This is a genomic window from Lentzea sp. NBRC 105346 (assembly GCF_030269605.1).
Classification (GTDB): Bacteria; Actinomycetota; Actinomycetes; order Mycobacteriales; family Pseudonocardiaceae; genus Lentzea.
The window spans coordinates 378,394-390,158 of sequence record NZ_BSTQ01000003.1 but is presented as its reverse complement, the minus strand read 5'-3'; the positions used below and the strand labels follow the sequence as shown (position 1 = coordinate 390,158).

At 70.0% G+C, this 11,765-nt stretch carries 12 protein-coding genes; 7 read left to right on the top strand and 5 right to left on the bottom strand.

The window, feature by feature from the left end; genetic code table 11:
- The first annotated feature begins 2 nt into the window (after positions 1–2).
- Both QSK35_RS09260 and QSK35_RS09255 read left to right on the top strand, forming a co-directional pair.
- Positions 3–611, top strand: a complete 609-nt coding sequence (locus QSK35_RS09260) for a hypothetical protein (protein WP_285744232.1) — start codon at positions 3–5, stop codon at positions 609–611.
- Positions 612–615: 4 nt separating this feature from the next.
- Positions 616–2,004, top strand: coding sequence for a PqqD family peptide modification chaperone (locus QSK35_RS09255; RefSeq protein ID WP_285744230.1), 1,389 nt, complete (start codon positions 616–618; stop codon positions 2,002–2,004).
- Here QSK35_RS09255 and QSK35_RS09250 read toward each other — a convergent pair.
- Positions 1,989–2,510 carry an RNA 2'-phosphotransferase gene (locus tag QSK35_RS09250; RefSeq protein WP_285744228.1) on the bottom strand — a complete coding sequence of 174 codons (522 nt, stop codon included), beginning with the start codon at positions 2,508–2,510 and terminating at the stop codon, positions 1,989–1,991. The genes QSK35_RS09255 and QSK35_RS09250 overlap by 16 nt on opposite strands.
- Positions 2,511–2,673: 163 nt before the next feature.
- Here QSK35_RS09250 and QSK35_RS09245 point away from each other — a divergent pair, with 163 nt between their 5' ends.
- Positions 2,674–3,786 (top strand): 3-oxoacyl-[acyl-carrier-protein] synthase III C-terminal domain-containing protein, encoded by a 1,113-nt coding sequence (locus QSK35_RS09245; protein ID WP_285744226.1) that lies wholly within the window; start codon positions 2,674–2,676, stop codon positions 3,784–3,786.
- A 4-nt stretch (positions 3,787–3,790) separates the two neighbouring features.
- On the opposite strand, the gene QSK35_RS09240 is transcribed toward QSK35_RS09245, so the two are convergent.
- Both QSK35_RS09240 and QSK35_RS09235 read right to left on the bottom strand, forming a co-directional pair.
- On the bottom strand, positions 3,791–4,447 hold the full coding sequence (locus tag QSK35_RS09240; protein WP_285744223.1) for a response regulator: 657 nt from the start codon (positions 4,445–4,447) through the stop codon (positions 3,791–3,793).
- Positions 4,444–5,535: a sensor histidine kinase gene (locus QSK35_RS09235; RefSeq protein ID WP_285744221.1), complete on the bottom strand. Its 1,092-nt coding sequence runs from the start codon at positions 5,533–5,535 to the stop codon at positions 4,444–4,446. Before QSK35_RS09235 ends, QSK35_RS09240 begins: the two co-directional genes overlap by 4 nt.
- Before the next feature lie 194 nt (positions 5,536–5,729).
- Here QSK35_RS09235 and QSK35_RS09230 point away from each other — a divergent pair, with 194 nt between their 5' ends.
- Positions 5,730–6,059: a DUF6223 family protein gene (locus QSK35_RS09230; protein WP_285744219.1), complete on the top strand. Its 330-nt coding sequence runs from the start codon at positions 5,730–5,732 to the stop codon at positions 6,057–6,059.
- Here QSK35_RS09230 and QSK35_RS09225 read toward each other — a convergent pair.
- The gene (locus QSK35_RS09225) at positions 5,998–6,624 is read right to left on the bottom strand and encodes a LuxR C-terminal-related transcriptional regulator (RefSeq protein ID WP_285744217.1); all 627 of its coding nucleotides are present in this window, start codon (positions 6,622–6,624) and stop codon (positions 5,998–6,000) included. The genes QSK35_RS09230 and QSK35_RS09225 overlap by 62 nt on opposite strands.
- A gap of 64 nt (positions 6,625–6,688) precedes the next feature.
- On the opposite strand from QSK35_RS09225, the gene QSK35_RS09220 reads away from it, so the two are divergent.
- Entirely contained in the window at positions 6,689–9,628 is a 2,940-nt protein-coding gene (locus QSK35_RS09220) for a bifunctional cytochrome P450/NADPH--P450 reductase (protein WP_285744215.1), read from the top strand.
- Positions 9,629–9,686: 58 nt separating this feature from the next.
- Here the strand turns inward: QSK35_RS09220 and soxR are convergent, their stop codons facing one another.
- Positions 9,687–10,130 carry a redox-sensitive transcriptional activator SoxR gene (gene soxR / locus QSK35_RS09215; RefSeq protein ID WP_502881635.1) on the bottom strand — a complete coding sequence of 148 codons (444 nt, stop codon included), beginning with the start codon at positions 10,128–10,130 and terminating at the stop codon, positions 9,687–9,689.
- Positions 10,131–10,200: 70 nt separating this feature from the next.
- Here soxR and QSK35_RS09210 point away from each other — a divergent pair, with 70 nt between their 5' ends.
- Together QSK35_RS09210 and QSK35_RS09205 are read left to right on the top strand one after the other, a co-directional pair.
- Positions 10,201–10,869 (top strand): thiamine pyrophosphate-binding protein, encoded by a 669-nt coding sequence (locus tag QSK35_RS09210; RefSeq protein ID WP_285744213.1) that lies wholly within the window; start codon positions 10,201–10,203, stop codon positions 10,867–10,869.
- Positions 10,869–11,750: a transketolase family protein gene (locus QSK35_RS09205; protein WP_285744211.1), complete on the top strand. Its 882-nt coding sequence runs from the start codon at positions 10,869–10,871 to the stop codon at positions 11,748–11,750. The genes QSK35_RS09210 and QSK35_RS09205 overlap by 1 nt, the downstream gene beginning before the upstream one ends.
- The last annotated feature ends 15 nt before the right edge of the window (positions 11,751–11,765 follow it).

Here is an 11,765-nt window from a genome sequence, read left to right as displayed (position 1 = left end):
CCATGGGCAGGAAGCCGTTGCGGACGCGTGTCACCACCGCGGCGTTGCTGGTCTCACCGGCGGTCGTCGTCTTCGCCGCTGCCGGCCCCGCGCAGGCGGAACCCAAGAAACCGGCGGTGTCGTGCACCGCGGAGGTGGTGGACCCGCAGTCGCAGATCGTCGACGGCGGCGAGGTCGAGGAGATCACCGACACCGTGGTGGTGCACTGCGAAGGGCTGGCTTCCGAGGGCAAGTACAAGATCGTCTCCACGCAGCGGGAGTTCGTCGACGCGGCTCAGAAAGACGGCCGCGCCGACGAACCCAAGGAGCCTGCGAGCCGGATCGACGAGGAAGAGATGTTCGTGTCGACCGGCCCCAAGGGCGCCTTCACGGCCGAGGTCCACCACGAGCTGTCCGGCCCGCCGGAGGATGCGGCGAAGACCCCCGAGAACGAGGTCGCGGGCAACGTCGTCGTCTATCCGGGGCTCGGTAACACGGAGGAGGCCAAGGTCTCCTACCAGTCGGACGAGTTCGACCAGGGCAAAGCACCGGCGGACGCCAAAACACCGCCGGACGAAGGCAAGACGCCGCCGGATGGCTTCCGGTTCGACGACGACTTCGTCCAGGACTGACGTCTTGGATCCGCTGCTCGGCGCGGCCGATCTCGCTCGGCTGCGCGATGCGTTGCGCGCCGCGGGTTTCACAAGCGACGGGCTGGACGCGGGGGCGGTGCGCGCGCTGGAGCGCGGTGACACGAGCCGGCTGCTGCCGCTCGTCACCGACGAGACCCCGCTTGGCACGCTGACCCGGTTGTTCCTGCTCACCCTCGCCGTCCCGATCGACGAGGCGACCGCGGTGCTGGGGCCGCTGGATCCCTTGGTGGACGCGGGTTTGCTGAAACGAGGCGTGCGCAAAGGCACGCCTGCGGTCCGCGCCGCGGTGCTGCTCTACCCGTATCGGCAGGGGTGGCTGCTCGCGGACGCGGCGGGCGGCGGGAGCGACCTCGTCGTCGGCCTGAGCATGTATCCGGACGTCCTCGCGCGCGCCCGCGTCGGTGGGCCCGTCGGTTCGGCGCTCGACGTGTGCTGCGGCTCGGGCGTCCAGTCGATGCACCTGTCCGGGCAGGCCGGCTCGGTGACCGCGACGGACCTCTCGCCGCGCGCACTGCGGTTCGCGGCGACGAGTGCGGCACTGTCGGAGCTGGACTGGGAACTGTTGCACGGCAACCTTTTCGAGCCTGTGGCCGGGCGCCGGTTCGACCTCGTGGTGGCTAACCCGCCGTTCATCGTCAAGCCGGGCACGGTCGACTACCTCTACCGCGACTCCGGGATGCCGCTCGACACCCTCGGCCAGAAGATCGCCGCGGCCGCGCCGGACGTGCTGACCGAGGGCGGCACGATGCAGTATCTCGCGGCGTTCGTGCATCTCGGCGACTGGCGGGACCGCGTGTCGTCCTGGGCGGCGGGCACGGGGCTGGACGCGTGGATCGTCCAGCTCGGGTGCTCCGACCCCGTGCGGTACGTGCACAACTGGAGTCACGGCGCGGGTCTGCGGAATCGCGCGGACTGGCTGGCGTGGCTGGTCGAGCACGACGTCGAGGCGATCGGGTGGGGCCTGGTCAGCCTGCGCCGGTCCGGCCGCAGTGACCCGGTCGTCCAGGTCGACGAGTTGCCCGGCGGCGTGCCGGACGTGGACCGCTGGTTCGCCGCTCAGGACTGGCTGCGCGACCACTCGCCGCTGGACGAGTGTTATCGCGCGGCGCCGGGTGTGACGCTGCGGCAGTCGGCGGGGCTGGGACCCGACGGGTGGCTGGTCGACGAGCACCTGCTGACCGCGGAGCTGTCCGCGCGCGTCAACCAGCTCGCGGTCGATCTCGTCGAGGGATGCGACGGCACGCTCACCGCGCGCGAGGTGGCGGCGAAGCTCGCCGCGGCATACGGGCTGGACCCCGCTCAGGTGGTGGAGTCGACGGCCGAGGCCGTGCGGCGGCTGGTCGAACGCGGGGTGCTTCAGTGGGAGAGGTAGCCGGCGGGCACGTGCGACGTCAGCCACACCCCATTGGCGCTCACCCGGAACTCGTAGCCGTCGGCGTGCATCTCGCCCGCCCGCACGGTGAGGATCACCGGCTTGCCACGCCGCGCGCCGACCCGGTGCGCGGTCTCGCGGGTCGCGGACAGATGCACGTCGTGCCGTGACATCGGGCGCAGGCCGTCGGCCAGGATGTCCGGCAGGAACTTGGCGACGGTGCCGTGGAAGAGCACCGCCGGCGGTTCGGCGATCGGGAGGTCCAGGTCCACGGACACGCTGTGGCCCTGGTTGGCGCGGATGCGGTCGCCCTCGATCGCGAACCGCTGCTTGTCGTTGCCCGCCACCACTTCCAGCAGCTCGTCGCGCGACATGCCGAGCGCGGCGAGCAGGTCGTCGACCGCGACCCAGCCCTGCGGGCCGAGCGTGAGGCCGGCGGACGCGGGGTCGTGTCTGAGGACGCGGGACATCCGCTTGGAGAGGCGGACCAGTCTTTCCTGTTGCATGGACTACAGGAAAGCACGCCCATGCCACTGAATTTGGCATTTCGGGCTGCCCGATCGGGCACCTCCGTGAGGAGGCGAACTGGAAACGATCGGGCGATTGCCACGCGACGTGGCCAGGAATGTACTGATAGCACATCCCCAGCTGTGCAACCGGAGGCTCGCCATGAGTCGTGCCGTTCCACGCCCGCTGCCGTTTCGACTGGCCGGTCTGGCCACGTTGATCGCGAAACCGATTCCCCTCGACGACTGGGCCCAACGGGTGCGGGTGCCGCACCGCGGCCGGCCGGGACAGTGCCTCGACGGCGCCATGATGCACCGGATTCTCGGCATCCACGCCAAGAGCTGGAACCCGGATCTCTTCGCCGACATCGACACGATCGCCGAACTCGGCCGCCGGGCCGTCGCGTCCGCCGGACTGACGCCGGACCAGGTCGACGCCGCGATCGTCGTGTCGTGCACGCCTTACGAGCTGATGCTCGACCAGGACGCGTTCCGGCTGATCCGGCGGATCGGGCTGCCCGACGACGTGCTGCCCGTGCAGATGGCGGCCGGATGCGCCGGTCCGGCCAGGGCAATCACACTGGCGTCCAAAATGGACGCTCGGCGCGTGCTGATCATCACCTACACGGTGCCCAGCCGGGCCAGCGGCGACGGCGATGGCGGCATCAACGACCTCTACCGCACCAACTCCGTGCATCCGGACGGCGACAGCGTCTGGTCGTCACCCGGCATCTTCTCCGACGGCGCCGCGGCGCTCGTGCTCGACCGCACCGACACCGACGTGGGCATGGCGTTCTACTCGCGCGACACCGACGAGTTCGCGGAGGACCCGCTGATCCACTATCCGGGCGGCGGGCTCAACCACGCGCCGGGAACGCCGGGTGCGGCCGAGATGGCCGTGTTCGGCATGGACAGCAAGGGAATCGCGCACTTCTACCGGACCGCGATGATGTTCAACCACCGCGACCTCGACGCCGCGTTGCCGGGCTACGTCGAGAAGGTCCGCCGCATCTACACGCACCAGGCGAATCCCGCTCTGGTGGACGCGTTCCACCAGCTGGCCGGGCTCGATGAGGACAAGGCGCCGACCAACGCCCGGCGGTTCGGCAACCTCGTCACCGTGTCCACGATGCAGATGCTGCACGACGACGTCGCCGAGGGGCGGGTCGGCAACGGTGATCTGATCTGCCTGTCCGTGGTGGGCGGTGGACCGGAACGCGGCGCGGTGCTCGCCACGGTCGACATTCCTCATCCGGTGGCGCCGAGAATCCAGTGAACAGTCAGGAGCCGCGCGGCACGACGAGTCCGGACTCGTAGGCCAGGACCACGAGCTGAGCGCGGTCACGGGCGTGGAGCTTGACCATGGCCCGGTTCACGTGGGTCTTCGCGGTCAACGGACTGATCACCATGCGGTCCGCGATCTCGTCGTTCGACAGGCCCTGGGCGACCAGGGCGACGGCCTCGCGTTCGCGGTTCGTCAGCTCCTTCAACCCGGTGCCGGCGCTGGGCGGCTGTGTGACGTATCGGTCGATCAGCTTGCGGGTGATCGACGGGGCGAGCAGGGCGTCTCCGCGCGCGGCGACGCGGACGGCGTGCAGGAGGTCTTCGGGCTGGATGTCCTTCACGAGGAACCCGGCCGCGCCGGCGCGCAGCGCGTGGAAGACGTACTCGTCCAGGCCGTAGTTGGTCAGGATGACGACGTGCACCGCGGCCAGGGCCGGGTCCGCGGCGATGCGCCGGGTCGCCTCGATGCCGTCAACGAGCGGCATCTGGATGTCGATGAGCGCGATGTCGGGCAGGTGTTCACGAACCAGCGCAACGCCTTCGCCACCGTTGGCGGCTTCGGCCACCACCTCGATGTCGTCCTCCGCGTCGAGGAGCGCGCGGAATCCGCCACGGATGAGCGGCTGGTCGTCGACCAGCAGGACCCGGATCACGTTCGGTCCACGGGAAGTTCGGCGTGGACGGTGAAGCCGCCCTCGCTGCGCGGTGCCGCCTGAAGGTGACCGCCGAGCGCGGTGACCCGTTCGCGCATGCCGAGCAGCCCGACGCCCGGACCCGGCGAGGTGTCCGTTGTGGCCTTGCCGTCGTCGTCGACCCGGATGACCAGGGCGTCGGGCCGGTAGTCGATCCGGATCGACGCCGAAGCGGCCGCGGCGTGGCGGGCGATGTTGGTCAACGACTCCTGGACGATCCGGTAGGCGGTGCGGTCGACCGCGGCCGGCAGGTCGTCGCGGTGGCCCTCGATCGTCAGCTTCGCGTCCAGACCGGTCGTCCTGGCCCGTTGTACCAGTTCCGGGACGTCGTCGAGGCCGTGCGGCGGGTTCTTGTCGTCGTCGCGCAGCGCCTCCAGGGTCGCGCGCAGTTCGCGGGCCGCCTCACGGCCGGCGTCCCGGATCGCCAGCAGCGCCTCCGGCACCTCCTCACCTCGCTTGTTGGCCAGGTGGACGGCGACCTCGGCCTGCACCTTGATGACCGAGATCTGGTGGGTGAGCGAGTCGTGCAGCTCCCGCGCGATGTGCAGCCGCTCCTCGTTGGCGCGGCGCCGCGCGGTCTCCTCACGCGTGCGCTCGGCTTCGTCCGCCCGGCGTTCGGCCTGGCGTAGCGCCTCGCCCGCCGCGCCCGCGGCGATCAGCCACGCGATTTCGAGGACGTTGCGGGACTGCGTGAACGCTCCGGGCCAGTCGTGCAGGGAGACCACGATCGCGAGCGGCAGGGCCGCCAGCATGATCACGGAAGCCACCACCGTGACGACGCGGTGTCCCGCCCGGACCGCGGCATAGACCGCGAACAGATACGCGACGACGGGCACGTCGAAACCGACGGCCTGGTATCCCAGCGCGCACAGCCCGGTCACGGCCAGCACGGCGATCGGAGCCCGGCGGCGCGCCACCAGCGCCAGACCTCCGGCGGCCAGCAGCGCGTAGCCCAGCGGGGCGAGATCCGGAGCAGGCTTGGACAGCCCGGCGACGACCAGGGTCGCCGCCACGCCGGTGGCGATCGCCCAGTCCGTGGTCCGGCTCATCCCCGCACCTTAACGGCGGGTACGCGGAGGCACCTCCTGTGTACGGATGATCGGTGACCTACTGCGGCGGCAGTACTTTCGCGCCTCCTGCGGCGGGTGCGGCAGGGGGAACTGTCCGCGTTCGCACAACGACCGGCGGCGGGTTCACAGGAAACGATCGGCGACATCCAGTCATACGAGCAAAGGAGCACTTCATGCTTGCCGCCGTTGATGCCTACGCCTTGACCGCAGGGCGTTTCTGGTCGTTGGTGGGCGTGGCGCTGGGTCTGGCCGGCGTGGTCGCCGGTGTGCTGGCGCGGACCCGCTCCCGCCGCCGCACAGCCGTCGTGGGCCTGGTGGCGGGTCTGCTCGGCACGGCCGTCGGCGGGCTGGTGGTCGCCGCCGCGAAAGGCGGTCCCGGCACCGGCTACGGGATCGTCGGTGGCTTCGTGGCCCTGGTGGTGGGAGTGGTCGCCGTGGTCCTCAGCGGCCTCGCCCTGCGTTCGTTCGCGCGGGCGGCCACGCGTGGGAGTCGAGCAGGTTGAGCGTGTATGCCCGCGCCACCAACGCGGTCCGGTTCGGCACCTTGAACCGTTTCGTGAGCTGGGTCAGGTGATAGGTCACGCCGTCGGCGGTCATGCCCAGCACGCGGCCGATCGTGGCGGACGTCTCGCCGGCCGCCACCAGTTCGAGGATCTGCTGTTCGACCGGTGACACGGCAGGCGGGTCGACGTACGGACGCCGGCGTTCCAGCGTCACGAGCAGGCGCGGCGAGTCGTCGTCGGAGACGTTCTGCACGGTCTGCACGACGAGCTCGCCGACGCCGCCGGACCAGCGGACCGTAAGGGTCTCGCGCATGTGCTGGCCCGCGGCGAGATCGTGCACCAGCCGCAGGAACGCCTCGGCGTCGGTGGGGGAGAGCAGCTCGCCGATCCGGCGGGATCGCAGCCTCGACGGCACGGTGCCGAACACGGCCGCCAGCGCCGGGTTGCTGAGCACCAGCGTGCCGTCGAGGGTGCATACGCCGGTTGGCGTCGGCATGCGGTCCAGCAATGCGACGAACCGGTTCCGCCAGGCGACGTCCGGTGTCAAGGTCCGAAAGCGGTCCACGCACTACAAGATTCCGTAGTCGAACTGGCGGGGCAATGGGTTCCGCAACGCCAAGCTCATTGGTATGAACCTCCCGCACCCGAAGGGCCGCCTGCCGATCGTTGGCGACCTCGCCTCCCTCACCCCCGGTCACGCGATCCAGGACGCCATGCGGCAGGCCCGTGAACTGGGCCCCGTCTTCACGCGGAAGATCTTCAACCAGGAGATCGTGTTCGTCGGCCGGCTCGACCTCGTCGAGGAGCTCTCCGACGAGACCCGGTTCGCCAAGCATGTCGGCCCCGGCCTGCAGCGGCTGCGCCCGATGATCGGTGACGGCCTGTTCTCGGCCTACAACGACGAGCCGAACTGGGCCAAGGCGCACGACCTGCTCATCCCGGCGTTCGCGATGAGCAACATGCGCATGTACCACCCGACGATGCTCGAGGTGTCGCGCCGGCTGATCCGCCACTGGGACAAGGCGAACGGTCCGGTCGACGTGCCCGGCGACATGACCCGGATGACGCTCGACACGATCGGGCTCGCCGGGTTCAAGTTCGACTTCGAGTCCTTCGAACGCGACGAGCCGCACCCGTTCGTCGAGGCGATGGTGCGCTGCCTCGCCTGGGCGCAGGAGCAGGGGCGGCACATTCCCGGCATGGACTTCCTGTACCGCAAGGGATCCGAGCGGTACAAGAACGACATCGCCTTCGTCAACGGGATCGTCGACGACGTCATCGCGTCACGTCGCGGCGACACCTCGCAGGACGACCTGCTCGGCCTGATGCTGAACAACGGCGTGCTGGACGAGGAGAACATCCGCAACCAGATCGTCACGTTCCTCATCGCGGGCCACGAGACCACTTCCGGCGCGTTGTCCTTCGCGCTGTACTACCTGGCGAAGAACCCCGCGGCGCTGGCGAACGCGCAGGCCGAGGTCGACGCCCTGTGGGGTGACGCGGACCCCGACCCGTCGTACGAGGACATCGGCAAGCTGCGCTACGTCCGCCAGGTGCTCAACGAGGCGCTGCGGCTGTGGCCGACCGCTCCCGCGTTCATGCGCGAAGCCAAGCAGGACACCACTCTCGGCGGCGTTCCGGTCCACAAGGGACAGCCGGTCGTCGTGCTGACGCCCGTGCTGCACCGCGACCCGGTGTGGGGCGACAACGTCGAGGCGTTCGACCCCGAGCGGTTCAGCCCGGAACGGGAGAGCGCCCGGCCCGCCGACGCCTTCAAGCCGTTCGGCACCGGCGAGCGCGCGTGCATCGGCAGGCAGTTCGCGTTGCACGAGGCCACGATGCTGCTCGGCATGCTGATCCACCGGTTCCGGTTCGTCGACCACGCCGACTACCAGCTGGAGATCAAGGAGACCCTCACCATCAAGCCGGAGGGCTTCACCCTCGAGATCCGGCCGCGGACCGAACGCCGGAAGGCACAGACCGTTGCCGCGCAACGGGAAGAGGTCACCGGGCGGATCGACGCCGCGGTCACCGTGCTGCACGGCTCCAACCTCGGTAACGCCAAGTACGTCGCCGGTCAGGTCGCATCGGCCCTGTCGGGGTTCGGCGCCGAGGTGCGGCAGGGTTCACTGGACAGCGCGATCGAGGCGCTCGGTGAGCGGGTGGTGCTGGTCGCCGCGTCCTACAACGGAAAGCCGACCGATGACGCGGTGGAGTTCGTGCGGTGGCTGGAGACCACGCCGGACCTGAGCGGCGTCTCGTACGCCGTGCTCGGGGTCGGCGACCGCAACTGGGCGGACACCTACCAGCGCGTGCCCACCCACATCGACGAGTTGCTGGAGGCGGCCGGCGCGACCCGCATCGTCGACCGCGGCGAGGTGGACGCGTCCGGTGACCAGGGCACCGCGGTCGAGGACTTCGTGCGCACGCTTGCCTCGGAGCTGATCACTTCGCCGGGTGCCGCGCCGGTGTCGAACGACGAGGTGCGGTTCCTGACCGGTGACGTGACGGACGCGCTGTACGCGGGGCACGAGATGTCTGCGATGACCGTGCTGGAGAGCCGCGAGCTGGCGGCGGGCAAGTGGTTCCTGAAGGTGCGGCTGCCCGAGGGCGTGACCTACCGGACCGCCGACCACCTGACCGTGCTGCCGTCGAACCCGGCCGACCTGGTGACCCGCGCGTGCACGTTGCTGCACCTCGACCCGGACGCGGTGGTGTCGGTGCGCGGCAAGCTGCCGATCGACCGGCCGCTGACCGTGCGCACGCTGCTGACGCACTTCGTCGAACTGCAGGACGAGCTGACCCCCGCCCAGGTCGAGGTGCTCGCGGCGAACAACCCGTGCCCGCCCGAGAAGACGGCCCTGCAGACCGCCACCGGCCGCATCCTGGACCTGATCGAGCGTTTCCCGGCGTTGCGCGAGACGCTGCCGTTCGAGGTGTTCCTGTCGCTGCTGCCCGCGCTGCGCCCGAGGCACTACTCGATCTCGTCGTCCGCGCTGGCCCAGCCGGGCGAGGCCGACCTGATGATCTCCGTGACGCCGCACGGCATCGCGTCGAACCACCTCGCGTCGCTGCGACCCGGCGACGTCCTGCGCGGCCGCGTCGCCCCGTGCCGCAACGCCTTCCGCCAGCAGGCCGACGTGCCGGTGATCATGGTCGGTGCCGGGACGGGCCTGGCCCCGTTCCGCGGCGCGATCATCGACCGGCCGTTGCTCGGGCGGACGGAACCGGCGCTGTGCTACTTCGGCTGCCAGACGCCGGACGACTACCTGCACCGGGCCGAGCTCGAAGCCGGTGACGTCAGCATGCGGCCGGTGTTCTCGCGGGCGCCCGAGCGCGGCCTGAAGTACGTGCAGCACCGCGTGCTCGCCGAGGAGCAGGAGGTGTGGGAGCTGCTCGAACAGGGCGCGTACGTCTACGTCTGTGGCGACGCCAAGGGCATGGCGCCCGGTGTGCGGGAGGCGTTCCAGACCGTGTACCGCAAGCACACCGGTGCCACCGACGAGGAGGCCGCCGCGTGGCTGGCCGACCTCGTCAACACCGACCGCTACGTCGAGGACGTGTACTGAAGAACCGTTATGGCCACCATGACGGACTTGAGGTCCGTGATGGTGGCCATAACGGTCCTCAGATGCCGCCCTCGGTGGCGGCTTTGAGGCGGGGGGCGCCGGGGCCGAGCGGGGCCATCGCGTCGTCGGAGTTCTGCAGGAAACAGCTGCGCAGCGAGAGACATCCGCAGCCGATGCACCCGGTGAGCCGGTCGCGCAACCGCGTCAGCGCGTCGATCCGGGCGTCCAGTTCGGACTGCCACTCGCGGGACAGCTTGGCCCAGTCGGTCTTGGTGGGCGTGCGGCTGTCGGGCAACGTGGCCAGCGCGTCGCGCACGTCCTCCAGGGACAGGCCGACCCGCTGGGCGGTGCGGATGAACGCCAGCCTGCGCAGCACCGACCGGGCGTAGCGGCGCTGGTTGCCCGTCGTGCGCACGGACGAGATCAGGCCGCGGTCCTCGTAGAACCGCAGCGCGGTGTGCGGGACACCGCTGCGCTCGGCGACCTGGCCGATGGTCAACATCTCCGGCAGCTTGCTCACTCGCCCATCGTAGCTTGACCTCCAGTTAGGTCGAGGTCGCAGAGTTGATCGCATGATGCAGACGGAGCTGCCGGCCCTCTTCGCGAGGATGACCGGTGACGAGAAGCACGAGTGGGCGGCCGCGTCGACCCTCGACGTGTTGTGGGTGCTGTACGACCGGGTGCTGAACGTCGCGCCGGACCGGGTCGCCGACCCGGACCGCGACCGGTTCCTGCTGTCCAAGGGACATGGCCCGATGGCGTACTACGCCGTGCTCGCCGCCAAGGGCTTCCTCGATCCATCCACATTGGACACCTGGACGTCGTGGGACTCGCCGCTCGGCCAGCACCCCGACCGCCTGCTCGTGCCCGGTGTCGAGATCAGCAGCGGTTCGCTCGGGCACGGGCTGCCGCTGGCCGTCGGTACGGCGCTCGGCCTGCGGATCCAGGGCAGCCCGGCGCGGACGTTCGTGCTGGTCGGCGACGGTGAGCTGGACGAGGGCAGCAACCACGAGGCGATCGCGCTCGCCGGCCGGTTCGGCATCGGGACGCTGACCGCGGTGGTGATCGACAACTCGTCGGCCAGCCACGGGTGGCCCGGCGGCATCGAGTCCCGGTTCACCGTCGAGGGCTGGGACGCGCTGGTCGTGGACGGACGCGATCACGACGCGCTCTACGAAGCCTTCACCGCACCTCATGACATGCCGCGCGTTGTCGTCGCACAGATTCGGAAGGACGTCTGATGCGCAAGGAATTCGCCAAGACGGTCATCGATCGGATGCAGACGGACCCGCGGGTCGCCGTCGTGATCGCGGCCATCTCCCGCGACCTGTTCCCGCGCACGGACCGCGTGGTCGACGTGGGCATCCGCGAGCAGGCCCTGATCGGTGTGGCGGGCGGCCTCGCGCTGACCGGGCTGCGGCCGGTGGTGCACACCTACGCGCCGTTCCTCGTCGAGCGGCCGTTCGAGCAGATCAAGCTTGACCTCGGGCACCAGGAGGTGGGCGCGGTGCTGGTCAGCATCGGCGCGTCCTACGACGACCCGGTGTGGGGCCGCACGCACCAGGCGCCCGGCGACGTGGCGTTGATCGACACGCTGCCCGGCTGGACCGTGCACGTGCCGGGCCACACCGACGAGGTCGGGCCGCTCGTCGAGGACGCGTTGAACCGGGACGACCGCGTCTACATCAGGTTGTCGCTGCACGAGAACAGCCAGGCGTACCCGACCGGCCAGGGCTTCACCGAGGTGAGGCGGGGACGCAAGGGTGTGGTGCTCGCCGTCGGACCCGTGCTGGACCGGGTCGTGAAGGCCGTCGAACAGGAACAGGCCGATGTGACCGTTCTCTACGCGTCGACCGTCCGGCCGTTCGACGGCGACGGCCTGCGGCGTGCGCTCGACGAGACGGAACGGTCCGACGTACTGCTCGTCGAGCCGTACCTGGAGGGCACTTCGGCGCACGTCGTGAACGAGGCGCTGGAGGAGGTGCCGCACCGGTTGCGGTCGCTCGGGGTCAAACGGCACCTGGAGCTGCACGCCTACGGCACCGCCGAGGACCATGACGCGGCCCACGATCTCGATGTCGTCGGTATCAGTACCGCCGTCCGCTCCTTCTTCCACCGGTGAGTCGGGCATGATCTT

Bases quoted from the DNA above. Each gene is read 5' to 3' on its own strand.
- QSK35_RS09220 (WP_285744215.1), top strand. From the start codon at position 6,689: ATGAACCTCCCGCACCCGAAGGGCCGCCTGCCGATCGTTGGCGACCTC.
- QSK35_RS09250 (WP_285744228.1), bottom strand. From the start codon at position 2,510: ATGCAACAGGAAAGACTGGTCCGCCTCTCCAAGCGGATGTCCCGCGTC.
- QSK35_RS09245 (WP_285744226.1), top strand. From the start codon at position 2,674: ATGAGTCGTGCCGTTCCACGCCCGCTGCCGTTTCGACTGGCCGGTCTG.
- QSK35_RS09230 (WP_285744219.1), top strand. From the start codon at position 5,730: ATGCTTGCCGCCGTTGATGCCTACGCCTTGACCGCAGGGCGTTTCTGG.
- QSK35_RS09260 (WP_285744232.1), top strand. From the start codon at position 3: ATGGGCAGGAAGCCGTTGCGGACGCGTGTCACCACCGCGGCGTTGCTG.
- QSK35_RS09205 (WP_285744211.1), top strand. From the start codon at position 10,869: ATGCGCAAGGAATTCGCCAAGACGGTCATCGATCGGATGCAGACGGAC.
- QSK35_RS09210 (WP_285744213.1), top strand. From the start codon at position 10,201: ATGATGCAGACGGAGCTGCCGGCCCTCTTCGCGAGGATGACCGGTGAC.
- soxR (WP_502881635.1), bottom strand. From the start codon at position 10,130: ATGTTGACCATCGGCCAGGTCGCCGAGCGCAGCGGTGTCCCGCACACC.
- QSK35_RS09235 (WP_285744221.1), bottom strand. From the start codon at position 5,535: ATGAGCCGGACCACGGACTGGGCGATCGCCACCGGCGTGGCGGCGACC.